We start from the raw sequence: 23,563 nt of genomic DNA on the forward strand, positions 1-23,563 counted from the left end.
TAAAAGATTAACGAGCCACCTACGGGTGGCTCGTTTGTTGTTAATAGCTAATATTATTAGCCTTTAATTGTTAAGTTTTACCCAGATCTTTACTCGGACTATACTCGGAGTATAATAAATTTTTGAAATTTCTTATTAAGCTAGACCAAGCCACTTAAACACTTTACCGTTCGCGCTTGGCGTGGTATGATAAAGAGGATTATATGACTATAACTGTTGATTTTAGCGAATTTGCCCAACTCATGGATCTTCCTCTCCTGGAAGCTCTTTACCGAATATTTTTTTGGTATTTTGGTTGGTTAATTTTTGCTTGGGTTCTTTTATGGGGAGTCTTACAAATTTGGCTTTATGAAAGACAACATGCTTGGGCTCATAAGCAAAAATATGTCTTATTAGCCATAGACGTACCTCGTAATAACGAACAATCTCCTCGCTCAGTGGAAAACCTTTTTATTTACCTGGCCGGTGCACATGGTAGTTTTACCCTAATTGAAAAATGGTGGGAGGGGAAGTTCCAGTTGGACTTTAGTTTTGAAATAGTTTCCATTGGGGGAGTAATTCAATATATTATTCATTCACCTGCGCATTTTGTGCATTTGGTTGAATCGGCTGTTTATTCGCAATACCCTGATGCTGAGATTTATGAAATAGAAGATTATACCAAACTAGTACCAGATAGTTTCCCGGATGAGACTTATGATATCTGGGGTTCGGAATTTGTTTTGGCCTCAGATTGGATTTTGCCGATTCGTACCTATCCGGAATTTGAACACCAATTCGGAGAACCAGAAACACATTTTCGTGACCCTATGTCCATTTTAATGGATTTAATGAGCAGCTTAAAAAAAGGCGAACAACTTTGGTACCAAATTATCTTAGTACCTATTGGGCAAGATTGGGTTAAAGAAGCTGAAGCTTATGCAGATAAGATGTTGGGGGTGGCTAAACATTCTTCTAACCCAGTAGATAAGATAATAGATTTTACGGTTAAAATGATTAGCGAGCTTAGTGAAGCTATTTATAAGCTCTGGGGAGATGTTAAGGAAGAACCTGCTAAAGAAGCTAAAGCTGCCAGTATGATGGAATTACCGCCAATTAAGAAGGCTCGGATTGAGGCGGCGCATCGTAAGGCCCAGAAACACGGTTTTGAGGTCAGTATTAGAGGAGTCTATATTGGTCGTCGTGATGTTATTGATAAGGCCAAGGGTGTTAATGGTTTTGTTGGTTTTATTAAACAGTATAATACCGGTGATCTTAATGCTATTAAACCAGATACTAAACAAACTATGACTTCTGCCGCCTATTTCTTTACCGAACAACGTATTAATGAAAAGAAACGTAAAATTATCTCCGCCTACAAGAATCGAAGTTCGCACATGGGTGTGCCACCCTGGATCTTAAACGTAGAAGAATTAGCCTCCCTGTGGCACTTTCCGATTGATGCGATTACTAAGGCGCCTTTGATGCAAAGATCATCAGGACGACATATTGAACCTCCAATGTCTTTGCCTTTTGAAGAAGAAGCAACACCAGCTCACGAAAGCGAACCCATCTTTGATGAAGGTTATAAGATTGAGGAAGAGAGCTATTCGCAAAAGAAAGAAGAAGATATTAAGCCCTCTCCCACTCGTCCCGCAGAGAAAACCAAGCCAGACTTCTTGGAAGAAGATGAAGATTGGGATGACGAGTTAAAAGAAAAAACTGAAGAAAAGACTAAAGAAAATTCACTTAAAGAAGCTGAAGAAGAAGAGGCTAAAAAAGAAACACAAGAAGATTTAAGTGGAGATGATAGTGAGTATAAAGAAAAAGAAGAAGAACCAGAGGAGGAGTCAAAAGAAAAGTTAAATGCAAGATTTGTAAAAGCAAAAGAAGGATTGGAACAAAAACCCAATAAAGATGACGAAGATAATAATTACCGAGTACCAACACCGAAACGACCTATGGGCGGGGGAGTAGTTAAGGGAGCCCCTCCAGGTAATTTACCTTTTGCTTAATTCTTTTGGTAAGGGTAAGTTAAAATTAAAATAGTTATAAAAATAATTAAATGAATAAATTAAATAAAAATTATGCCGCTTAATGATATTACGCTTTTTGCGGAAACAACTTTTCGTAATCAGTATCGTCCTTTTGGTATTAAGACCGATGATCGACGAAGACACATGTACCTAATCGGTAAAACCGGTATGGGTAAGTCTACGATTTTGGAGAATATGATTATTGAAGATATTTACGCCGGTCGGGGAGTGGCAGTGGTTGATCCACACGGTGATTTAGCTGAAAAGATTATTGAATTCATTCCTTCAGAAAGGGTTAATGATATTGTTTATTTTAACCCCAGTGACATAGATTACCCGATTGCTTTTAACGTAGTTGAACAAGTAGAACCACATTTGCGACACTTGGTGGCCTCCGGTTTAATCGGAGTTTTTGAAAAACTTTGGGCAGATTCTTGGGGACCTCGTTTGGAATATATTCTACGTAATAGTATTTTGGCTATTTTGGATTATCCCAACTCCACGCTTTTAAGCATTACTCGCATGTTATCTGATAAGCCTTTTCGTAAAAAGGTTATTGAAAAGATTCAAGATCCAGTGGTTAAGGCTTTTTGGACTAAAGAATTTGCCGGTTATGCAGATAAGTTTGCTTCCGAGGCGGTTTCACCTATTCAAAATAAAGTCGGACAATTTTTATCCAGTTCACTTATTAGAAACATTGTCGGACAGGTTAAATCTTCTATTGATCTTCGTTCTATTATGGACGAGGGTAAGGTTTTAATTATGAACTTAAGTAAGGGACGCATTGGTGAAGACAATTCAGAATTATTGGGTGCTATGATGATTACCAAACTGCAGTTAGCGGCTATGAGTCGGGTTAATATTCACGAACAAGATAGAAGAGACTTTTATCTTTATGTTGACGAATTCCAAAATTTTGCCACAGACAGCTTTGCCAATATTTTATCTGAGGCTAGAAAGTATCGTCTTAACCTCATTATGGGTCACCAATACATTGAACAACTTAACGAAAACGTTAAAGCAGCGGTTTTCGGTAACGTTGGTACTTTGGTGGTTTTCAGGGTGGGCGCTACTGATGCTGAAGAGTTGGTTAAAGAATTTCTTCCGGTTTTTACCCAAGAAGATCTAGTTAACTTACCAAAGTATCATGTCTGCTTAAAGCTAATGATAGACGGGGTGGCCTCAGATCCTTTTTCCGCTCGTGGTCTACCACCCCTGCCAGAGACATACCGAACGGATAATGCTGAAAAGGTTATTGGCTCTTCTCGCGAGCGTTATGCTGCTGAACGACGCATGGTGGAAGATAGAATTATGCGTTGGCATGACGAGCATGATGAAGTTAAACCACCAGAGAAAAAACCTTGGTCCCAACCACAAAATCAAAGACCGTTTAATAATAACAATAGTAATAATAGTAACAACAATAATAACAATTATAGTAATAACAACCTTAATAATGGCAACAGTGGTAATAATGGTAATAACTTCAATAGACCTTATAATCAGGCGGGAAACAATGATTTTAATAATCAGGCCAATAATCACCAAGTTCAAAATAATCAGGGTGTTAATAATGACAATAATCAATATAACAATAATCAAAACAGAGATGGTTATCAGCCGATCAATAATCCGGATACCTATAAACATAAAGTAAATTGTTCTCGTTGTGGACAAGAAACTAGAGTGTCTTTCCAGCCAGATGGTATTAGACCGGTTTATTGTAAAGAATGCTTAACCGCCCTAAAACAAGAAAAAATCGCTTTAATGGAAGAACGTAAGAAGAATAAAGAAAAAGAATTGGAAAGAATGTTGGGCCCTGTTAATCCAACAAGACAAGAGTCGCCAAGACCCCAGTCACCCAGTCAAGATAATCAAACACATAAAAAGCCTGAAATCTTTACCCAAGTTAAAGAAGAAGCTCCTCCTACTCCCACTATTTCTCTAAGAGATCTGCCACCTAGACCACCTTTGGAAAAAAGAAATAATTTTAAAACCAAGGATGAGCAAAATAAAAATAAGGGAGATGAACGCAAAATAGTTAATAACTCCACCCAAGAAAACCAACAAACCAAACCCGATCAAAAACAAGATTCAATACGTCACGGACAACTTAAAAATGATGAACCGATTATTTTTTAAGATTCATCCTAAGATCCACCCTTGGTTTATTTTCTTTACCCATGAACAACTCTTCCTTATATCAATTTCGTAATCCAGCTGCTGTTAAGGGTTCTTATCCCTTTGAAGACTCTTTTATTTGGTTTTTACGAATTAATGAGTATCCGATCTTTATGGTTTTTTGGAATCTGCTTTTGGCTTCCTTGGCGGTTTATTTAGCTTATCGTCTGGCTCTTTTAATTAAAGAAAAGTTTTCTTTAAAGACTTTAGTTGTTTTTCTTCTTTGGTTACTCTTTTTACCCAACGCCGCTTATCTAATGTCGGATATTCGTCATATCTCCGGTAGTTGTTCTTTTGATTCTTATGGTAGGGCTTGTCTTAATAATGGTTGGATGATCTTCTTTTTCTTTACTTACGCCTTATTTGGTTTCCTGTCTTTTATTCTATCTCTTCGGCCAGTAGTTACCGCCGTGCGAGTAAAGTGGGGTAAGTTAGTAGCTGCTTGGTTTAACGTTATTATTATACCCTTAATCTCCTTAGGGGTTCTTTTGGGTCTTTTAAATCGCTGGAACAGTTGGGATGTTTTTTCTAAGCCTTCGTTTATCCTTTCTGGTCTTTGGCAGTACTTTATTTCTTTACCATATCTTAAAAACTGGCTTTTTTTAACCATTCTTTTTTTCTTCCTTTATTATCTTGGTTCAGGAGTTTTAAAAAAGGCCTCTTGGGAGAAATAAAGCTTTTTTATTAAGCTTTTGGCCTATTATTTGACTAATCGTCCCATAGAGTTAATAATCTGTTTATGAAAGATTATCTAAAAATATCTAAAGCCCCGGAGCTTACGGGACGCGAAAGAAGATTATATCGTTTCCTAGAAATTTTACCGGGAGCCCTGTCTTGGCTTACTATTATTGCTCTAATTATTTTTTCTTATTATAAACCGGTTGGGACGGCCATTTTTGTTATTATGTTTGATGTCTACTGGCTACTCTTAGTGGCTTTTTTGGGTACCCATCTTTTAATCTCGTATCGTTTCATGAAAAAACGTATGGCTGTTAATTGGCAAGAGAAATGCGAGTCTCTTGGTATGGTTTCTTTAAGACTTGAGACAGTAATTGATGGTAATGATATTAATAATGGGAGTGACAGTAATAATGATAATAAAGAATTAGATACAATGGAAGAAAAAACAGTAGAAGGGGAGACTGGAGAAATTAAAGAAAAGGATAAGGCGAGGATTATTAATTTATCTTGGAGAGATGTTGTGCACGTGGTTATTCTACCTACCTACCAAGAAAGCTTAGATGTTTTAAGGAGTAGTTTTAATGGTTTGGTTAATTCCGGTTACCAAACAGATAAGTTAATTGTTGTTTTGGCGGCTGAGGCTAGAGCCGGGGAAGAGGGAAGACTTATCCGAGAAACTATTGGAAAAGAATATGGACATCTTTTTCGTCGTTTCCTTATAACAATCCATCCCGATGATATTATCGGAGAACTTAAGGGTAAGGGGGCTAATCAGGCTTGGGCGGCTAAGAAACTTAAAGAGGAGATTATTGATGGAGAAGAAATTGATTACGCTTCAATTATGGTGAGTGTTTTGGATAGCGACACAGTAGTCTTCCCTGGTTATTTCTATTGCTTAACCCATGCTTTTTTAACTTCAAAAAAACCCTATCGTTCCAGTTACCAACCTATTCCGGTTTATCACAACAATATGTGGCAAGCGCCTTTCTTTGCCCGGGTAGCGGCTTTTTCTAATACTTTTTGGCAAATGATGCAACAGCTTAGGCCAGAGAAGTCCGCTACTTATTCTTCTCATGCTATGACCTGGCAGTCTCTGATTGACATAGACTTTTGGTCTACCAATATGGTTAGCGAAGATTCACGTATCTTTTGGCATTGTTTCTGCTATTACCAAGGAGATTATCGGGTAGAGCCTCTTTATTTCCCGGTTTCCATGGATATGTGTATGGATAAAAACCAATGGCAAAGCGCCAAGAACCTTTATCGCCAACAAAGACGTTGGGGTTGGGGAGTGGAGAATATCCCTTATCTGGTTTTTAATACCATTAAACAATGGCCGTCTTTAACAAGAAAAAGTCGTGGTAATTATTTAAGACATATTGGAGTGCAAATTTACGGTTTTCATTCTTGGGCTACTAACGCTTTAATTACTTCAATTATTGGTTGGCTACCTTTAATTTTGGGAGGTAGTGCTTTTAATGCCACAGTTCTTTCCAGTAACTTACCGATGGTAACAAAGTTCTTAATGACCCTAGCTATGGTTGGTATGGTTCTTTCCGCCATTGTTTCTCTCTTAATGCTACCAACTATTAACAAAAAAGGCTTTATGAAATATGTTACTTCAGTCTTGCAGTGGATTTGCCTCCCGATCGTTATCATTGTCTTTGGTTCAATTCCCGGACTGGAAGCCCAAACCAGGCTGATGTTAGGTAAATACATGGGTTTTTGGGTTACCCCCAAGCATAGATAAAGATAGAGAATAGACCACAATTTTAATTTTAATTAATAAAATAAAGAGTTTAAAAAGGATTTAAATGTGCCAACAACCTGGCACATTTATTTTTCAAAAGGATCTTGCCCAAAGTATTCTTAAATGGTATCATGATGATATAGAGATATAGATAATACGGGAGAATTATATAAATAAAAAGATTATTCTTAACCTTTGAAATAATTATATAAACATATTCACAGTTTATTTTAAGAAATAACATTAATTTAAATCATACATCATGTTATATAAAGAGAATAAGAAAAACCAAGAAAACAAGAAAACACCTCAGATCGTTGAGGTGTTTAATAGTGGGGTAAGTAGTAAGTTAAATAGTAGATTATATAATAATAAAGCCTTCACCCTCATTGAACTATTAGTAGTCATAGCCATCATAGGTATATTATCCACTCTAGTAATAGTAGCTTTGGGTAATTCACGAGCAGGTGCCAGAGACGCTAAAAGACTAAATGATCTAAAAGCCATGGCTAATGCCCTAGAGCTATATTATGCAGATAATAACGCATACCCTGAAGCAGATAACTTTTCTCCTGGAGCTACTTTTGAAGCTGGTGGAGTAGTTTATATGGGCAAAGTACCCAATAATCCTACTCCTCATACAGACGGTAATTGTCCAGATAATGACTATACCTATACCCAAGTAGAATCAGGACAAAGTTATAATATATCTACTTGTCTTGGTACTCAAGCACAAAATTCTCCCTCTACTTCTTCTACCACAGTCTCATATTCTCCTTCAGGTATATTTCAATGTGGACAAAACATACAAGATTCAAGAGATAATAATACTTATCAGACAGTCCAAATAGGTAACCAATGTTGGATGAAAGAAAACTTAGCTTATTTACCTTCGGTAGTTGGACCAGCAACAGAAAGTGAAACCGACCCCTATTACTATGTCTACGGTTATTCAGGTACAGACGTTGTGGCTGCTAAAGCCACCACTAACTATACTACTCACGGTGTTCTCTATAACTGGCCTGCTGCTACTACCGCTTGCCCTACTGGCTGGAAGCTACCTACTGACCAAGAATTTAATACTTTGGAACAATATACCGTAGCAACTATTGCCAGTACCGACACCCAATATGCCTGCAATACTTCAGCTACCGGTTGGCAAAGATGTGCAGATAATAGTGGCAATGATGCCGGAGGAGCTAAAGGAGTCGGTAAATCTCTTAAGAAAGTTGGACAAGGTTCGGGTGTGGGAGCGGGAGATGACTTGGTTGGTTTTTCCTCTTTTGTTTCTGGCTTTCGAAACGTGGGCGGAACATTTAGTAGTTTGTCAAGTCTTACTTACTTATGGATGTCTTCTTCTCAGTCTGGATCTCTGGCGTGGAGTGGAGGAATGAACTCTTCTTATTCAACGGTTCGTCGAAGTGCACTTAGTAAGAGTTATGGCTGGTCAGTCCGTTGCCTCAAGGACTCTTAGTTTTTAATTATTACCCATTTCCCCATCTATGATTAATTATAAAATCAAACTAAGTTCCACCAAACAAGGAATCAAGGGGTTCACCCTCATAGAACTCCTAGTAGTTATAGCTATCATAGGTATATTATCTACTCTAGTAGTAGTTGCTCTAGGTAACTCTAGAACTAGTGCCAGAGACGCTAAAAGATTAAATGATCTAAAAGCCATGGCTAATGCTCTAGAGCTATATTATGCAAATAATAACTCATATCCCGCATCTATTACCCCAGGACAACCTCTAGAGCAAGGTGGAGTAGTATATATGAGTAAAGTACCTGAAAACCCTACTCCCAGAACAGATGGTATCTGTCCAGATAGTGAATATACCTATACTGCTATTGCTCATAAACCAGGACACTACCAATTCTCAGGTTGTATAGGTAGTAGTAGCGGTTCTTTTACAGCAGGACCTGTTAGTTACCAAACAGACTCAGGGGTTATTAACTGTGGTGGTCAGATAACAGATGCAGATGGTAATGTCTATAACACTGTTCAAATAGGTTCTCAATGTTGGATGAAAGAAAATATGAATATTGGTACTATGTTAGCTTCAGCTGCCACTATGCCTTCAAATAATAATGTCATAGAAAAGTGGTGCTATAACAACACTGCATCTAACTGCGGAGTTACCCCAGCCGTTAACCATGGAGGACTATATACCTGGGCTGAAGCCATGAATCTACCAACCACTTGTTTAACGACAGATTGTTCTGCCCAAATTCAAACCCCACACCAAGGAATTTGCCCAGATGGATTTCATATTCCAACAGATCAAGAGTTCAATACCTTAGAGCAATACACTGTAGCAACTATTGCTAGTACCGCCACTCAATATGCTTGTAATACTTCAACTACCGGTTGGCAAAGATGTGCGGATAACAATGGCACGGATGCCGGGGGATCAAAAGGAGCCGGTAAATCTCTTAAGAAAGTCGGACAGGGATCAGGTAATGGCGCCGGAAATGACTTAGTTGGTTTTTCTGCTACCTTGTCTGGTTGGCGTCATACCTCCTCTGGAGGTATCTTTGATCAATTGTCCAATCATACCACTTTGTGGGTGGCCCTGCAGTCTACCTCCACTAATGCTTGGAGACGCGATTTGTCTTATACCTATTCTACGGTTAATCATGGTACGTATGGTAAGAGTTTAGGTTTGACAGTGCGTTGCCTTAAAGACTCTTAGCTCCTTAAACATCAATAAGCTTTTTGTTAATAAAGCTGGTATATTGAGTTTAATAACGATTTAAGCTATAATTTAAGTATCTTAAGAGCCTTGGCTCTTTGGTTATTATTTATTATTATTTTTATGTCATCAAGCAATAATAACGCCAAATTCGCGTTTTTCTATTTGTTATCTTTGGTTGGGTTAATCTTTGTTTCTATTGGTACTGGACAAGCGATTTTTCAGGTAATTCATAAACTCCTACCAGATCCCGGAATTTATCGGGGAGCTTTTAACTCTTCTTCCTTGACTTTTGCCATTTCGGCATTAATTATTTCTCTGCCTTTATATTTCTTAACCGTGCGTTATCTTAGTCGTTGTCTGCGAGAAGGTTCTTTAGCTGGTGATTCACCGATTCGTCGTTGGTTAACTTATCTTATCCTCTTTATTTCTGCAGTGGTCTTTATTGTTTGGTTAATGATTACCATTAGTGGTCTTTTTGATGGAGAGTTAACTCTTAAATTCATTCTTAAGTCCTTAACAGTCTTTGTTATTGCTGGCTTGATTTTCGGTTATTATTTTTATGACATCCGTCGCTCTTCTTTTAAGAAGGGTAATAAGGTGGTCTTGGCCTATCTAATCGGTGGCTTGGTTATTTCTATCGGTTCCTTAATCTTAGCTTTCTTCTTTGCCGATTCACCCAAAGAAGCGCGCGAAAGAAAACAAGATCAGGCAGTAATTAATTCTTTTATGGAACTAGATAATGCTATTGTAGATTATTATTTAAGGTATGAAAAAATGCCCGAGAAACTTGAAGAAGTCTTAAAAACCTCTACTCATTTATCTTCGCGTACACTTAGAAACCCCAGTACAGACCAACCATTTAACTATGAGGTAATTGATGAGAGAAGCTATGAGCTATGTGCGGAGTTTAATCGTTCCAATAAAGAAGATAGTGATGAATTTGGTCTTAATTACGCGGATCGTTGGCCCCATGAAGAGGGTTATTATTGCATTACCCAAAGCGTGCCACCGACTGAGTTAAAAGCCTTGCCACAAGAAATACCGATGAGGTAGTGGTTAATAACAATATTTTATCTTTTCATGATTATTAAACTTGAACAATTTGAAGGACCTTTAGCTCTTTTGGTTTCCTTAATAGATAAGGCTAAATTGGATATTACTGAAGTAAGTTTAGCTAAGGTGACTGATCAGTATCTGTCTTATCTTCGTGCGGCTCGTAATATGGACCCAACCGAGATGGCGGACTTTTTAACCGTAGCCTCGCGTCTTTTGTTAATTAAAACCAAAGCTCTTTTGCCTTATCTTTTACCAGAAGAAGAGGAAGCGATTGAAGAATTTGAGGATCAACTGAGAATGTATCGTGAATTCTTGGAGGCCAGCAAGAAAGTAGAGGCTATGGTAGCTGAGGGAAGATTTATGTATGCGCGCGAATTTAATCGCCGAAGCTTAATCGCTGCCTCCGGTGCTTTTGCTCCTCCTAAGAAATTAAAAGCTTCTGATCTTGCGGATTGCTATAATGCCATGATCTTATCTTTAGCCGAGAGAAGACAGACCTTAACTGAAGCAGTAATTAGGATTACTGTTAGCTTAGAAGAAAAAATCGCTGATATTAAAAGCCTAATGAAACGTTTAACGGCTGCTCGTTTTAGCGATTTAGTTAAAGCTTCCGGTTCTAAGGTGGAAGTGGTAGTTAGCTTTTTGGCTTTACTGGAGCTCGTTAAATTAAAACAAATTGTTGCTGAACAATCCGATCTTTTTTCGGAGATAGAATTAATTCGTAAATAATAATTATGACAGAAGAACAAAATATCGCACGAGTGGAAGCTTTGCTCTTTGTGGCAGCTAAGCCTTTGCGTTTAAAAGAAGTATGCGCTTTGTCTGGTCTTAAAACCAAAGAGGCTAGTGAGGCCTTAGAAAAACTACTAGAGATTTGTCGCGAAAACAAAAGGGGAGTGGCGGTGATTAAGAGTGGCGAGAGCTACCAAATGGTTTCTTCGCCTGAGCAGGCTGAAGTGGTTAAGGCTTTTATTAAAGATGAAACCACTGGTGATTTATCTAAGCCGAGCTTTGAAACCCTAACTATTATCGCTTATCGTGGACCTGTTAGTAAACTAGAATTGGATCGTATTCGTGGGGTTAACTGCGGACTTATTTTACGTAATCTTTTATTACGGGGTTTAATTGAAACCGATTTTGATAAAGAAAAAAAAGAAACCTATTATACGGTAAGTTTGGATTTTGTTAAGTTTTTGGGACTTGGCGCAGTGGAAGAATTACCAGATTTTGAACGCTTACACGCTGATGATACCTTAGATAGAATACTGGCGGATAAAGAGAGTTCATTAGCTTAGAGTTTAGTGGTTTTAAGCTTAGTCGGCTTAGTTTTTTAAAATTATTGTTAATTTATTTAAGTTTAAGTTTAATATTTATGTTCCCCATTGTTCCTTTACTTATTTCGGTTTCTGTTTTAGGCTCGGTCTATATAAGCCAGAGCGAGTCTTTTAGAAGTTTAGATAGCCTATCTTTTAAAGTGGATAATAATCTTTATTTAAATAATTATTTGGTTATGCCCCAGGATAAAAGTCCAGAGTTTATTGGAGGAGAGACCTTGGTTTTGCAAGCCTCTTCGGCTATTGTAACCAACGAGCTGACCCTGCATCCGCTTTTTTCGTGGGAGGCTAATAGTGTTAGACCAATCGCCAGTTTAACCAAGCTAATGACCGCTCTAACTGTTTTGGATAATTATGATATTAACTGGGATAAAAAGATAACAATTATTGAAGCAGATAGACGTGAAGGTAGTAAGCAGAATATCTTTGTAGGGGATGAGCTTAGCTTAAGAGATCTTTTTATTATTGGTTTAATGGCCTCGGATAATGACGCTATTATCGCCTTAATTAGAGGTTTGGGTGTAAGTGAAGAAGACTTTGTCTTAGCCATGAACCAAAGGGCTAAGCATTATCGGTTATTTTCCGCCTCCTTTTCTGAGCCAACAGGCTTGTCTTCTGCTAATCAATCATCGGCTTTTGATGTTGCTAAATTAGCTAGCCTGGCCTTTAAAAGAGCAGAAATAAAAGAGGCGCTCTCTTTAACAGCTTATGAAATAACCGATTCTAAAGGTTCTGTTAAGCGCCTTATCTCCACTAATGTTTTGTTAAGAGAAGGCTCTAAAGAGGGCCTTATAGTGGGAAAAACCGGACATATTAGCTTAGCGGGGTATTGTTTTGCCGGACTTTATTCCAAGAACGGTAATGATATAATTACCGTGGTATTAGGGGCTCATACCCAGCTTTCTCGCTTTAGTGAGAGCGAAGAGCTGGCGCATTGGGTTTATTCAAGCTATAATTGGTAGTATAATAAAATAAAGGTAAATATATGAAATTTGTTATTGCTAATTGGAAAATGAACCTCTCTGTTAATGAGAGTATGGCTTTGGCCGAGACTTATCTTAAATTTTTTAAAGAGACTCCGGCTGAAATAGTGGTTTGCCCTTCTTTTACGTCATTACCCTTTGTTGGAAAGATCTTAAATGATTCGCAAATATCTACTGGTGGCCAAGATGTCTTTTGGGAAAGACAGGGTGCTTATACCGGGGAGATTTCGACCAGAGACCTGGTTGACTTAGGGGCTGGTTATGTTATTTTAGGGCATAGTGAAAGGCGATTTAATGGAGAAGAGGACTGGATGATTAATCGCAAAGTAATAGCGGCTTTATCTGAAGAACCACTTTGTCCAATTATTTGTGTTGGAGAAACCGAAGAAGACCAAAAAGAAGATAGACGAGAGGCGGTTATTGCCAAGCAAATGGAAGAGGCGCTAGATGGTGTGAGCTTGGCTTTAGACAGGAATATTATTATTGCTTATGAGCCAGTTTGGGCTATTGGTTCTGGGATAACGCCTTCTTTAGATGATATTGAATATACTCACCAGATGATTAGAATACTTTTACGTAAACAACTTGGCAGTCGTTCAGATAAAGCTTGCGCTGTTGTTTATGGAGGCAGTGTTAACGAGAAAAGTGCCAGGAAAATAGCAGATCTTGAGTGCGTAGACGGTTTTTTGGTGGGTGGGGCTAGTCTGGAAGCTAAAGAGTTTTACCGTATAGCCCAAACTGTGTTAGAATAAGATAAAGATTGGAAAATTTATTCTTCTATTAATTTTATTAAAATTTATTAAAACTACCTAATAATTTTAAAAAACCTTTATGAATCATCTACCAACTGTCCCACTTAGTGTTCCAAGTAGTAAAAAAACTTTGTTTTTAAAGAATTTTAACCTGGCTACTAGAAGAACTGGGCGCCTATTGCTTTTTGCCGGTGACCAGAGAGTGGAACATTTAAACGATGATTTCCATGGAGAAGGTATCCCCACTGAAGACGCTAGCCCTGAGCATCTTTTTAAAATAGCCGCTAATTCAAGGGTAGGATTGTTTGCTACTCAACTAGGTTATATAAATCGCTATGGAGCTAAATATCCGAAGATCCCTTATCTGGTTAAACTTAATTCAAAATCTCATTTAGTACCAGTTGGACAACAAGAACCATATAGTGGTGCTTGGTATGATGTTAGACAAGTAGTGGAATTTGCCAAACAAAGTAAGTTAAATATTCCGGCTATTGGTTACACGGTTTATGTTGGTAGTAGTTTTGAAGCTGCTATGCTTAAAGAAGCCGCCCAATTAGTGTGGCAAGCTCATCAGTACGGACTTTTAGCTGTTTTATGGATGTATCCGCGTGGCAAGGCAGTGGATAATCAAAACGACCCGCACCTAATTGCGGGAGCGGTTAATGTGGGAACAGCCTTAGGAGCAGATTTTGTTAAGGTGGATCGCCCGGAGCCAGCTAGTTCAGAAGGTTATGGAGAGATCTTTGCGGCTGGTGAGGGTATTAGGGTTTTATTTGCCGGTGGTAAGAGCCAGCATGCTTCTTCACTTTTTGGTACGATTGCGGAACAGATGGCGGCTGGTGCTTCTGGAGTGGCTTTGGGTAGAAATATTCATCAAAGAAAGTTAAAAGAAGCCATTGCCCTAACCAACGCGGTAGCTGGTATTGTCTATGATAGACAAGTACCTCCTTTGGGAAATTAATTTTTAAGATATGCAACAAACTTTTGCTTGGATTATTCTAATTATTGCTATAGTTATTATTTTGTTTATCATTAGCCGTAAGTTCATGATTCTGGCTAATGTTGATGTTGAGCAAATACAGCGTGAGAAAAATGCTTTACTAAAACAACAAATAATTATGAATCAATTGCAGCGACGTTTTAGTCATTGGGGTTGGTTTTTCCTAAGAGTCCTTAAACCTTTTTCTCGTTTTCTGCGTAATAGCTTTGATTGGCTTTATGACACACTTAACAATTGGCAAAAATCACAAGCTAATCGTGAGGCTATGTTAGGGCAAGCTATAGACGAAAGAATAGAGGTCTTGCTCTTAGAGGCTGAGATTTTGGTTAAAGACGAGCGTTATGATTCGGCTGAAAAAAAATACATTGAGATTATTGGGCTTGATTCTAAGAACTTTAAAGCCTTTCGTGAGTTGGGTGAAGTTTATTTGTATAAGCATTTACTTAAGGAATCTATACAGACTCTAGAGCATGCCCTTAACTTAAAGAAGAAGATAGAGGATAAAGAAACAAAAGAAGGGGAGGGTGATTTGGATATTAGCCAGACTAGATATCTTTTGGCTACGGTTTATGAGGAAGCTGGAGATCTAGATAAAGCAGTCGTTAACCTTAAAAGAGCCTTGAAGATTGAAGAAAGCAACCCGCGCTACCTTGACAGACTTATTGAAGTAAGTATACTTAAAAAGGATAAAGTGGAGGCTTTTAATGCTTATGACAAGCTGCAAAAGGCCAATCCCGAGAATAAAAAACTGGCTCAATTTAAGGAAAAGATTAGCCAGCTTTAATTTTTTCGGCTAAGTAAGCCGTTGTAGCTCAGTTGGTAGAGCATCTCCATGGTAATTTTTAACTATCTTAAGTTGCCATGGAATTGCTCTTTTGGGCAATTAATCTGGAGGTTTTTGGATTTTCACTAGTATGGTTCAGACCTAAATAGGTCATCCTATACTGTGGAAAACTCTTTAACCGATAGAAGTTTTACGCCGTTGTAGCTCAGTTGGTAGAGCATCTCCATGGTGAGACACATTGTTTTCTTGCCCGCCGTAACAGAAACGTTTCGGTGTATCCCGAATAACGGTTAAAGTCCGGTAACGGATCAGACCGTGGCGACACACTCGCCCGAACGACTGACAAGGGAGGCTAAGTTTCATTTTTGAAATATGCCTAAGATACAGTCTAACCCTCTTATAAGGTATTACCGAAATTGAGGTAGAAGTGAAGGAGAAGGTCACCGGTTCAAGCCCGGTCAACGGCTCTGTTAAAATTTCTTAAAATAGGAAAATAAAAAAAGAAAACCGCTTTTCAGGTGGTTTTCTTTCTGAAAAAGCGGTTATTTACTTAATAGGGTGGTGTCGGATTGTAGGAAATCTATTAGTTCCTCTTTACTTAACTCCTTAACCTTGTCAAGAAACTTTTCTTTGGGAGTTTGCATTCCTATTTCATCTCTTTCTTCCACTGTTAATTCTTGAATCTCTTTTTTTAAACTCAAGTGAAGAAAATCAGTAATATCACTTGGAATCTTTTGAGCAGAGGAGTCGGAAGTTATAAAATTACCAACTGATCCACCGGCAATAATTAATAGGCAGTCTTTTTTCGTGGGAGTAAGAGCATACCCCATCCACGTTACAAACCATAACACCAAGAAAGTATAAAAGAACTTCATACTATGCTTTTTACCCAAATCCCAACTTCTATAATCGGGGTTTTTCTTATCTTCCTCTTCGTTTTTTAGTTTTTCTCCAGAAATAGAGCTTGATTTGCCTACTGAAAATACAATCGCTAGTATGAAAAATACAATAGCAAAAAACGTAAACCAGTCGCTTGCTACATCAAAAAAACGTTTAACTCCGTCAGCGACGGTTACCCAGTAAAATATTGTATACCAGTCCAATTTACTATCCTCTTTTTTAGTTTTTTAAAGAATTTTTATTATCTTAGTATATCTTCTAATTAATGTCAATAGGTCGCTGTGTCTCATGTCAAATGCGACATAGTGAATTCCTTGGGGGTTTGCATATTTAGCCCCATGTGAGGCCGTTTGTTAAGATAATAGTCTAAAAACTCCTCTACTCTCTTTTGTACCATAGGCAAGTCTTTTTTACGATATCTCCAGTACCCCAGACACTCTTTTCTTAAAGTACCATTAAATTTTTCAATGAAGGCCTGGTCGTTCTTCTTGTAAGGTCGTGAGGTACGAATAAAGATGCCTCTTTGTCTAGCTTCGGTGTCCCAATGATCTTGAAACTCCGGACCACCGTCTCGTTGAATCTTGTCTACTGTACCAAACCATTGGAGTTGTTTTTGGAGGGCCTCTTTCCCAGCTAAAGATGTGAGGTTGTCTTGGATCACTACACAGGACTCTTTAGTGAAGATATCTATGGCAGTGAAAGCAAAGAGTTCTCCCAAGACTACGGTGTCTACTTGAATCACTTCTCTTGGTTTTTCGGCCTTTAAAACCGGCCCTCGTCTCTGGTATTTCTTCCATTTACTACGTAATTGGTACTTTTCTCCCAGGATGCGGTAAATGGTACTCACCCCTACAGACAAACCATGGTCTCTTTGCAGGATATAGCGTATCTTTTGACCGCAGCAATTTCTATATTCTTCACGAATAGTTAAAACCTTGGCTTTAAGGGCTGGATTTACCTTACGGTTACGTCGACCTCGTTTAGCATTTTGGTAACTTGCAAGGAACTGGTGAAAGCCCATTTCCTTAATTCCGGCCAGCCAACGATACACGGTGGCGCGGTGCAGACCCAATTTAGCTGGAATCTTTTCCGGGCTTACCCCGCTGCCATAGAGTTGCCAACAAACGTGAATTGGGGTTATCCTATCTATGAAATGTGACATAGTGTTTCTTTAGTGATTTAGACCTCTAAAGTATATCACTATGTCGCATTTTTAATTAGAATACAGCGTAGGTGCTTTTTTTTTAAAAAAAAGGAGGGGGGCAGCAGTCTACTTAGTTGCTTTCTTGAATAAATAAAAAGTTAAGCAAAGAGCAGGTAGGCTGGGTTATTCTAGTAGCTATTGATTAAATTAAACCTTTCTGTTATAGTGGAAAGAGCTTTTCGGAGCTGTTTTAATTTATAGAAAACTTCTAAAAAACATTAAGATTATTTCTATTTTTTAGAAATATAAATTACTTTGGGTCGGTACCGAAGCGGTCAAACGGGGCAGACTGTAAATCTGTTGGCTTTCGCCTTCGTAGGTTCGAATCCTACCCGGCCCACTTTTAAGAATAATTTTTGTTTATGTCTCAAGACAATATGATCAAAATGCAGTGCACCGAGACGGGTGAAATTCGCTGGACACATAAAAACAAGAAGACCCTAAAAGGTCGTCTTGAATTAAGTATGTTCTCCAAGAAAGCTCGTAAGCACACACTGCATAGAGAAACCAAATAGGTTTGCCTTATCGCCCGTTTTTGTGACGGTTAAGCCCGCCATGAAACCGGACGGTTTCAGGCGGGCGTAGTATAATGGTAGTACAGGGGTCTCCAAAACCTCTAGCGTGGGTTCGATTCCTGCCGCCCGTGCAATTGACAAAAGTATAGCGATTATGCTATATTTTTTATTGTCCTTTTAAAATTATTGTCGTTTAACTAAAAATATAGAGCCATGGGAACAACAAGATTTCTTAAAAATTATACCCAGCAAGGTTGTGAACAAGCCTTGAATGAGGGTATTAGTGTTGGGGTTGTCGGGAGTGTATGCCCAGTAACAGATAAAATAGATACTCCACACAGAGTGCAGGAAGTAAAAGAAGGAGATAGAATTATTGGTTATATTATCCATAAACTTGATCTTTCTCAAAGCGATGACTGGGGTAAATATTTTAATCTTATTAAAGAAAAGCCCGGTCAACGAATTCCAGGTTTTCCGTTTTCTGTAAGATGGCCAAAGATGTATGGAGGTAAAAAATACCAAATTATTACTGTGGGCGGAGAAATATTCGAGGCTAGAGTAGATGATTCTCGCGAATATATGAGTGAGGGACTAGAGTGGAATACAGAAGAGGGAAATAAAGAGAAACAATTAGTTGCCGCTTGGAAGGAATTGTGGCAACGTTGACTTTTTAGTTTTAAGTTTATTTTACCCGGTGTTTCTAACCAAAGCCGGGTTTTTTATTACTTTCAACTGTACTAAGAGGTGCGTTAAAGATAAATCCACATCCGAGTTGTTTTTATTTTACAGATATTTTAATTAAATTATACCAAGCTATTCTATTGCACTACACTCTTGCTTTTTTTGGTGTTTTGTGTCAAGGTAGCGGTACAAAACATTCATTAAAAACTTTTAAATTTTAAAAAAAACAAATAAAAAGGGAGATTTAAGATGAAATTATTTAACTCAAAGGGAGTATTTTGTGGGGTAGACAAAGATGCTCAAGACTTTAATCACGAGGATTTTTCTTTTGGTACCTCTAATTTTAGTTACCCTGATTTACTCAAATACTATCAAAAAATATTTCCTTTACTTAAGGATTTTGGTAGTTATGAATATTTTCAAGAAAGAGTGACCGCGATCAAGAAAAAGATTTCTTACTCTCGTATTTCCGGAATTCTTAATGGCCCTCATCTTCCGATTATTATAAAGATCGGACAAGGGGATAGAATTTTAACAAGTTGTCAAAAACTCTTTAAAAGAGTCTTTCCTTATTATAATAATAAGTTCGGATCTTCCGGAAAGAGATTTACTTTCTATGATTTTTATGAAAATGAAGATCTTTCGGGGAAGGATATCTTTTCAGTTTGTACTCTGGAATACAACGCTTTTTTATCTCAATCTGCAAAAGAAGCTACCGTGGCTTTATTTTTTCCACAAGCTTTAGCTGGTCGGTCTGTTAATGAGCAAAGAAAACAGATAGTAGGGCTAAAAAAAGAGATGGATAAAAATTTAATACTTTCTCTAGCTGGTCCACTGGAAGGATTGGCCACCATTCCTCTGTTTGGTGGGACTGGTCGGTTACCGCAAATTAATTTATCTGCGGTGGATATAGAGAAAAAAGGAATTGTAGTAATTACTGAAAACGAGTATGGGCCGAGAATGTATTTCAATAGTGATTATGAAAAAACTAGTGCTAACAGCACTGGTGGAATAACCATTTTTTAACTCCATCTCCATGAAGTTTAAAATTAAAGCACAATGAGATTTAATTCTTGTTGTGCTTTTTCATTTCATTTTATTGACATTTTACGAGCAATGACTTATCTTTTATTTAGTACCTAAAAAATTAAAAAACATTGTCATGGAAAAAATGGGAATAAATGATTTTCTTTCTAGAGATGACTTATTTGAGCGTCTCATTGATCTGGCTCTTGATTATGACAGAGTTAAATTTGATTTATGTTATGATTTTATAGTTTATCTTTTAGATTTTTTAGATCAAGAGATTGTTCGTGATGATGGCACTGTCATTAAGTTGAATTATCCTCTTTCTCCCATAAATTTCGGTCTTATTGCGGCTTCTGCTGCTCTTAATATTTTCCGAAATTATCCAATTTTAAAACCCCAAAAAAGAATATCGCCTTATCTTTTTGAAAAAAGTGGTTGTAAATTTATGTTTTACGACTATCCCGTTTCTTTATCATCACTTATTTACAAAAATAATTCGTATGGTAATTATCTAGAAGAACTTGCTTTAGCGGACTACGATTTGGCAGATTTCTTTGGGGATATAGAAGTGATGAACCTTTGGGATCCTGAGGAAGTAAAAGATGAGAGGAGTCTTTGTTTTTTAAGATATCAAAAAGAAGCAACTATTTTTATCTTTTCAAGGCAGATAATTTTAAAAAATTGAGCTCTTTATTGATTTCTTTTATTTTAAAGCTTAAATTTTAAAGCACTTGTAGTTTATGAGTGCTTTTTTAATTTACAATAAGTCTTAAGACTATATCATAGAGGAGAGCCAGTCCTGAGGCGATAAAGATAGCGATGTAGTTCCATTTTGACTTACTGGAAACAAGACTTTTAAGAACATAAACAACAGCTGATCTTTCTTCTTCTGAGAGGGTTTGTCCTTTACTTATTTTATCAATTAATTTCTTTTCTTCAATTAGTCGGTCTCTTTTGCTTTCAATGTTAAAACGATGGGCAAAATACCATAAGAAACCTATTGTTCCAATATACCAAGCAATATCAACCCATAAAGAGCTATAATGAGCTATGACTATAATGGCTCGATAGGCGAGAGTGGCGATAATGCCCAACCAAAAAACTAAGAGCCTATAGGCGTGTGAACTAGTCTTGGCGGATTGTTCTTTCATAGATTTATGGATTTATAGATACGAACCTAATAAATAATTAAAGATATAAAAATTAACCTTTATTCTTATGCTTTAATCATATCATAACTTAGTATTTGGGTATATAGGTATTTGGGTACATAGAATAAACTTTATTATAATTTATTTTATTTTTACGCCTTACTTTAAACTGAGTTTTAATCATTAGTTATTTATGTTATTATTTTTATAGGATGATTGTCTAAGCTATATTTTAAGTGTAGATAACAGGTAAATTTATTCTTCTTTATGATCAATATGATTATTTTAATTTCATGATTATTCCAAATTCTCTAACTATATCTTCTATTAAAACGTTTATTGTCTACGCCTTGGCTGGAGCCTTAGCTGTAGCTGTTGAGGTTTTTTTAATCTATTTTATGGTACAGACTCTTAACTGGTGGTATGTTATAGCTTCGGCTTTGGCTTATTTTATTGGTTTTTTTATAGGGTTCTTTTTAAGAAAACTCTTAGCTTTTCATGAACACGGTTGGAGCCATCTTTTTAAGCAAATGTCTCTTTATGGAGCTATTTTGCTTTTAATATTAACTCTTAATACCTTGGCGGTAGTTATTTTGGTGGAGAATCTATCTTTAGCTGCTTGGTGGGCACAGGTTATTAGCGCCGGGCCTGTTGGTTTAGTGGGTTATTTACTTAATAAAAAATACACCTTTAAGAAAACTTAAATAGAAGACCCAAAGTCTTTTTTACTGACTTTTCCCTGCTTTCTGCTTTAATTATTTAAACTTTGATCTTTTTTGATCTTTTTAGTTTTTTCTGTTATCATATAATTATGAAAGATAAAAACTCATGGCCGGTGATCGGGCATCTACCAGCCTTAATTTATTTTGATCGCCTTTTGGCTTTTGAAAAAAATCAACCCGGCTCTATCGGCGGAACTTATATTATTAGCGGAGATAAATTCTCTGGTTCTCTTAAGGCGCTTGATGAATTCAGGCGTCGTCTTTCTGGGTTGGGAGATTTGGATTTGATTAGATTAAAAAAAGAAGATGATAAAAAGGAGATAGGTGTGGCGGCGGTTAGAAGTTTTGTTTCTTCACTTAATTTAAGTTCACTAGCCGGCGGTTATAGGATTGGTATAATTGAAGAAGCAGATAATCTGAGCTTGCAAGCAGCTAACGCCTTACTTAAAGCTTTGGAGGATGGAAGAAGTCGTTTACTTTTTTTTCTTTTAACCAAGAACCCGGATAAATTACCAAGTACAGTTCTTTCCCGAAGCCAAATAATCTATTTTCGCCCAGTGGCTTCTGATTTAATATACCAAGAGCTTTTGGATAAAAGAAAACTTAATAGGAACTTAGCGAAAAATTTATCAAGACTTTCTTCTGGATTGCCTGAGTTGGCTGAACGCTTAGCTGATGATAAAGAGTTTCTAGAGACCAATCTTGCACCAATTAAATTTTTTATCTCTTCCTTTGGACTAAGACTTTATAGCAAATGGCAAGAGCTAGAGGAGATTAAGTTTTGGGAGGAAAGCTCTGAGCTTGAGCGTGCTCGTTTTATCCTATCCGCTTGGCGCCTAGCTGTTAGGGATATGATGCTTTTAAGCCTTAATTTACCTAATTTACTTAAATACGCCTTTTTTGAACAAGAGCTTAAGGCTTTGGCTTTAAATCTTTCACTTGCCGAAATCCGTCAACTTGATATAATATTAAAAGAGGCTGAAGAAAGATTGGAAGCCAATGTCGGACCTGCTGTGGTTTTAGAAAGCGTTATGTTAACTTTTGCTTAAAATTTATTTTACTTTTTATATGAAACTTAAATTATTATTTTCTCTTTTAGGTCTAGCTCTTTTAACGAGTGGTTGCACTCTCAGTTTTGGCGGTGGACCCAGTGGCCCTGATGGAGGAATTTTTAGGAGTATTAATAAAGGCTTAGCTTGGAATCAGGCTTCGGTTGTACCAACCGCTTCGGGGCAACCGGCTTCTTTAGTACAGTTTGATGCTAATTTTATTGTTATGGATCCTGGGGACCATAATACTCTTTATTATGGGGCTAAAGATAACGGACTTTTTGTAAGTTATGATAATGCCCAAAGCTGGACACCCCTGCGAGCTACCTCAGCTAATAATATTTCTAACTTGGTGGTTGATCCTGTTTGGCGTTGTACGCTATACGCTGCTTCTGTTAATCGTTTAACTAAGAGTGTGGACTGCGGACGTAGCTGGGAACAGGTTTATTATGACAATGATCCTTCAGTAGGTGTAACTGCTTTAGCTATAGATCATTTTGATAACCAGATACTTTATATTGGGACAACCAGGGGCGAGGTGATTATTTCTAATGACGCAGGTAAGAGCTGGCGGACTTCCGAACGTTTTAATAATCAGATTAGTAAAATAGCGGTTTCACCGTCAGACAGTCGTTTGGTTTTTGCAGCTACTGTTGGGCAAGGTATTTATCGCTCTAATAATAAAGGTGTAAGTTGGGATAGTCTTGATGAAGCTTTGAGCGAATTTCCCAATCACCGACAGTTTAGAGATATTTATATTTCTAAAAATTATCCAGGACATGTTCTTTTGGCTAATAATTACGGACTATTATTATCTACCGATTACGGAGACACCTGGCAGTCTCTGCGTTTGATTACTCCGGAAAATAATGCCATGATTTATTCGGCGATTATTAGCGAACACAGTGATAAAGAAATTTTTTATGTTACTGGTACAACCTTTTATAGCACGGTTGATGGTGGTAGTAATTGGTCTACTCGTAAGTTACCATCCGCCAGGGCCGGTTGGCAGATTTTAGAACATCCGGATCAACCGGGGTTACTTTACATGACCGTTAGGGAACAAAAATAGTTTAG

At 37.4% G+C, this 23,563-nt stretch carries 23 protein-coding genes and 2 tRNA genes; 22 read left to right on the forward strand and 3 right to left on the reverse strand.

All coding sequences use genetic code 11. The annotated features are described in order from the left end of the window. The first annotated feature begins 203 nt into the window (after window positions 1–203). The 13 genes from QY321_01680 to QY321_01740 all read left to right on the forward strand — a co-directional run bounded on the left by QY321_01680 (window position 204) and on the right by QY321_01740 (window position 15,235). The gene (locus tag QY321_01680; GenBank protein ID WKZ25120.1) at window positions 204–1,994 is read left to right on the forward strand and encodes a hypothetical protein; all 1,791 of its coding nucleotides are present in this window, start codon (window positions 204–206) and stop codon (window positions 1,992–1,994) included. A 72-nt stretch (window positions 1,995–2,066) separates the two neighbouring features. Beyond that, window positions 2,067–4,157 carry a type IV secretion system DNA-binding domain-containing protein gene (locus QY321_01685; protein WKZ25121.1) on the forward strand — a complete coding sequence of 697 codons (2,091 nt, stop codon included), beginning with the start codon at window positions 2,067–2,069 and terminating at the stop codon, window positions 4,155–4,157. Window positions 4,158–4,198: 41 nt separating this feature from the next. Continuing rightward, entirely contained in the window at window positions 4,199–4,870 is a 672-nt protein-coding gene (locus tag QY321_01690) for a DUF1361 domain-containing protein (protein ID WKZ25122.1), read from the forward strand. Between the two features lie 65 nt (window positions 4,871–4,935). Then, window positions 4,936–6,627, forward strand: coding sequence for a glycosyltransferase family 2 protein (locus tag QY321_01695; protein WKZ25123.1), 1,692 nt, complete (start codon window positions 4,936–4,938; stop codon window positions 6,625–6,627). 262 nt (window positions 6,628–6,889) lie between these two features. Further along, window positions 6,890–8,101, forward strand: a complete 1,212-nt coding sequence (locus QY321_01700) for an FISUMP domain-containing protein (protein WKZ25124.1) — start codon at window positions 6,890–6,892, stop codon at window positions 8,099–8,101. Window positions 8,102–8,129: 28 nt separating this feature from the next. Beyond that, a complete protein-coding gene (locus QY321_01705) occupies window positions 8,130–9,323 on the forward strand; it encodes an FISUMP domain-containing protein (protein ID WKZ25125.1) in 1,194 nt (397 codons plus the stop codon). Between the two features lie 123 nt (window positions 9,324–9,446). Continuing rightward, window positions 9,447–10,379 (forward strand): DUF5671 domain-containing protein, encoded by a 933-nt coding sequence (locus tag QY321_01710; protein WKZ25126.1) that lies wholly within the window; start codon window positions 9,447–9,449, stop codon window positions 10,377–10,379. A gap of 27 nt (window positions 10,380–10,406) precedes the next feature. Then, on the forward strand, window positions 10,407–11,111 hold the full coding sequence (locus QY321_01715) for a segregation/condensation protein A (protein WKZ25127.1): 705 nt from the start codon (window positions 10,407–10,409) through the stop codon (window positions 11,109–11,111). Window positions 11,112–11,116: 5 nt separating this feature from the next. Continuing rightward, on the forward strand, window positions 11,117–11,677 hold the full coding sequence (scpB, locus tag QY321_01720) for an SMC-Scp complex subunit ScpB (GenBank protein ID WKZ25128.1): 561 nt from the start codon (window positions 11,117–11,119) through the stop codon (window positions 11,675–11,677). Window positions 11,678–11,754: 77 nt separating this feature from the next. Next, window positions 11,755–12,678 carry a serine hydrolase gene (locus tag QY321_01725; GenBank protein WKZ25129.1) on the forward strand — a complete coding sequence of 308 codons (924 nt, stop codon included), beginning with the start codon at window positions 11,755–11,757 and terminating at the stop codon, window positions 12,676–12,678. Window positions 12,679–12,701: 23 nt separating this feature from the next. Continuing rightward, window positions 12,702–13,451 (forward strand): triose-phosphate isomerase, encoded by a 750-nt coding sequence (tpiA, locus tag QY321_01730; protein WKZ25130.1) that lies wholly within the window; start codon window positions 12,702–12,704, stop codon window positions 13,449–13,451. 79 nt (window positions 13,452–13,530) lie between these two features. After that, a complete protein-coding gene (locus QY321_01735; protein WKZ25131.1) occupies window positions 13,531–14,412 on the forward strand; it encodes an aldolase in 882 nt (293 codons plus the stop codon). Between the two features lie 10 nt (window positions 14,413–14,422). After that, window positions 14,423–15,235, forward strand: a complete 813-nt coding sequence (locus QY321_01740; protein ID WKZ25132.1) for a hypothetical protein — start codon at window positions 14,423–14,425, stop codon at window positions 15,233–15,235. A 542-nt stretch (window positions 15,236–15,777) separates the two neighbouring features. Here QY321_01740 and QY321_01745 read toward each other — a convergent pair. Together QY321_01745 and QY321_01750 are read right to left on the reverse strand one after the other, a co-directional pair. After that, window positions 15,778–16,338 carry a hypothetical protein gene (locus QY321_01745; protein WKZ25133.1) on the reverse strand — a complete coding sequence of 187 codons (561 nt, stop codon included), beginning with the start codon at window positions 16,336–16,338 and terminating at the stop codon, window positions 15,778–15,780. A gap of 83 nt (window positions 16,339–16,421) precedes the next feature. Beyond that, on the reverse strand, window positions 16,422–17,297 hold the full coding sequence (locus tag QY321_01750; GenBank protein WKZ25134.1) for an integrase core domain-containing protein: 876 nt from the start codon (window positions 17,295–17,297) through the stop codon (window positions 16,422–16,424). 299 nt (window positions 17,298–17,596) lie between these two features. Between QY321_01750 and QY321_01755 the strand changes: the two genes are divergently transcribed. The 6 genes from QY321_01755 to QY321_01780 all read left to right on the forward strand — a co-directional run bounded on the left by QY321_01755 (window position 17,597) and on the right by QY321_01780 (window position 20,249). Beyond that, window positions 17,597–17,679: transfer RNA gene (locus QY321_01755), tRNA-Tyr, on the forward strand. Between the two features lie 22 nt (window positions 17,680–17,701). After that, window positions 17,702–17,854: a 50S ribosomal protein L33 gene (gene rpmG, locus QY321_01760; protein ID WKZ25135.1), complete on the forward strand. Its 153-nt coding sequence runs from the start codon at window positions 17,702–17,704 to the stop codon at window positions 17,852–17,854. A 60-nt stretch (window positions 17,855–17,914) separates the two neighbouring features. Further along, window positions 17,915–17,985, forward strand: a tRNA-Trp gene (locus QY321_01765). An 82-nt stretch (window positions 17,986–18,067) separates the two neighbouring features. Next, window positions 18,068–18,520 carry a hypothetical protein gene (locus QY321_01770; GenBank protein ID WKZ25136.1) on the forward strand — a complete coding sequence of 151 codons (453 nt, stop codon included), beginning with the start codon at window positions 18,068–18,070 and terminating at the stop codon, window positions 18,518–18,520. A 264-nt stretch (window positions 18,521–18,784) separates the two neighbouring features. Further along, window positions 18,785–19,561, forward strand: coding sequence for a hypothetical protein (locus QY321_01775; GenBank protein WKZ25137.1), 777 nt, complete (start codon window positions 18,785–18,787; stop codon window positions 19,559–19,561). A 136-nt stretch (window positions 19,562–19,697) separates the two neighbouring features. Next, window positions 19,698–20,249: a hypothetical protein gene (locus QY321_01780; protein ID WKZ25138.1), complete on the forward strand. Its 552-nt coding sequence runs from the start codon at window positions 19,698–19,700 to the stop codon at window positions 20,247–20,249. Window positions 20,250–20,316: 67 nt separating this feature from the next. Here QY321_01780 and QY321_01785 read toward each other — a convergent pair whose 3' ends face one another. Beyond that, window positions 20,317–20,715, reverse strand: a complete 399-nt coding sequence (locus QY321_01785; protein WKZ25139.1) for a hypothetical protein — start codon at window positions 20,713–20,715, stop codon at window positions 20,317–20,319. Between the two features lie 293 nt (window positions 20,716–21,008). On the opposite strand from QY321_01785, the gene QY321_01790 reads away from it, so the two are divergent. The 3 genes from QY321_01790 (at window position 21,009) to QY321_01800 (ending at window position 23,558) form a co-directional block, all read left to right on the forward strand. Next, on the forward strand, window positions 21,009–21,419 hold the full coding sequence (locus tag QY321_01790) for a GtrA family protein (GenBank protein ID WKZ25140.1): 411 nt from the start codon (window positions 21,009–21,011) through the stop codon (window positions 21,417–21,419). Window positions 21,420–21,526: 107 nt separating this feature from the next. Next, window positions 21,527–22,486 carry a hypothetical protein gene (locus tag QY321_01795; protein ID WKZ25141.1) on the forward strand — a complete coding sequence of 320 codons (960 nt, stop codon included), beginning with the start codon at window positions 21,527–21,529 and terminating at the stop codon, window positions 22,484–22,486. 19 nt (window positions 22,487–22,505) lie between these two features. Continuing rightward, window positions 22,506–23,558 (forward strand): hypothetical protein, encoded by a 1,053-nt coding sequence (locus QY321_01800; GenBank protein WKZ25142.1) that lies wholly within the window; start codon window positions 22,506–22,508, stop codon window positions 23,556–23,558. The last annotated feature ends 5 nt before the right edge of the window (window positions 23,559–23,563 follow it).

This window comes from Patescibacteria group bacterium (assembly GCA_030583705.1).
Classification (GTDB): Bacteria; Patescibacteriota; Patescibacteriia; order Patescibacteriales; family Patescibacteriaceae; genus Patescibacterium.

What these genes read in the sequence shown, in the direction of transcription:
- QY321_01680 (WKZ25120.1), top strand. Translation starts at nt 204, where the DNA reads ATGACTATAACTGTTGATTTTAGCGAATTTGCCCAACTCATGGATCTT.
- QY321_01685 (WKZ25121.1), top strand. Translation starts at nt 2,067, where the DNA reads ATGCCGCTTAATGATATTACGCTTTTTGCGGAAACAACTTTTCGTAAT.
- QY321_01690 (WKZ25122.1), top strand. Translation starts at nt 4,199, where the DNA reads ATGAACAACTCTTCCTTATATCAATTTCGTAATCCAGCTGCTGTTAAG.
- QY321_01695 (WKZ25123.1), top strand. Translation starts at nt 4,936, where the DNA reads ATGAAAGATTATCTAAAAATATCTAAAGCCCCGGAGCTTACGGGACGC.
- QY321_01700 (WKZ25124.1), top strand. Translation starts at nt 6,890, where the DNA reads ATGTTATATAAAGAGAATAAGAAAAACCAAGAAAACAAGAAAACACCT.
- QY321_01705 (WKZ25125.1), top strand. Translation starts at nt 8,130, where the DNA reads ATGATTAATTATAAAATCAAACTAAGTTCCACCAAACAAGGAATCAAG.
- QY321_01710 (WKZ25126.1), top strand. Translation starts at nt 9,447, where the DNA reads ATGTCATCAAGCAATAATAACGCCAAATTCGCGTTTTTCTATTTGTTA.
- QY321_01715 (WKZ25127.1), top strand. Translation starts at nt 10,407, where the DNA reads ATGATTATTAAACTTGAACAATTTGAAGGACCTTTAGCTCTTTTGGTT.
- scpB (WKZ25128.1), top strand. Translation starts at nt 11,117, where the DNA reads ATGACAGAAGAACAAAATATCGCACGAGTGGAAGCTTTGCTCTTTGTG.
- QY321_01725 (WKZ25129.1), top strand. Translation starts at nt 11,755, where the DNA reads ATGTTCCCCATTGTTCCTTTACTTATTTCGGTTTCTGTTTTAGGCTCG.
- tpiA (WKZ25130.1), top strand. Translation starts at nt 12,702, where the DNA reads ATGAAATTTGTTATTGCTAATTGGAAAATGAACCTCTCTGTTAATGAG.
- QY321_01735 (WKZ25131.1), top strand. Translation starts at nt 13,531, where the DNA reads ATGAATCATCTACCAACTGTCCCACTTAGTGTTCCAAGTAGTAAAAAA.
- QY321_01740 (WKZ25132.1), top strand. Translation starts at nt 14,423, where the DNA reads ATGCAACAAACTTTTGCTTGGATTATTCTAATTATTGCTATAGTTATT.
- QY321_01750 (WKZ25134.1), bottom strand. Translation starts at nt 17,297, where the DNA reads ATGTCACATTTCATAGATAGGATAACCCCAATTCACGTTTGTTGGCAA.
- rpmG (WKZ25135.1), top strand. Translation starts at nt 17,702, where the DNA reads ATGTCTCAAGACAATATGATCAAAATGCAGTGCACCGAGACGGGTGAA.
- QY321_01770 (WKZ25136.1), top strand. Translation starts at nt 18,068, where the DNA reads ATGGGAACAACAAGATTTCTTAAAAATTATACCCAGCAAGGTTGTGAA.
- QY321_01775 (WKZ25137.1), top strand. Translation starts at nt 18,785, where the DNA reads ATGAAATTATTTAACTCAAAGGGAGTATTTTGTGGGGTAGACAAAGAT.
- QY321_01780 (WKZ25138.1), top strand. Translation starts at nt 19,698, where the DNA reads ATGGAAAAAATGGGAATAAATGATTTTCTTTCTAGAGATGACTTATTT.
- QY321_01785 (WKZ25139.1), bottom strand. Translation starts at nt 20,715, where the DNA reads ATGAAAGAACAATCCGCCAAGACTAGTTCACACGCCTATAGGCTCTTA.
- QY321_01790 (WKZ25140.1), top strand. Translation starts at nt 21,009, where the DNA reads ATGATTATTCCAAATTCTCTAACTATATCTTCTATTAAAACGTTTATT.
- QY321_01795 (WKZ25141.1), top strand. Translation starts at nt 21,527, where the DNA reads ATGAAAGATAAAAACTCATGGCCGGTGATCGGGCATCTACCAGCCTTA.
- QY321_01800 (WKZ25142.1), top strand. Translation starts at nt 22,506, where the DNA reads ATGAAACTTAAATTATTATTTTCTCTTTTAGGTCTAGCTCTTTTAACG.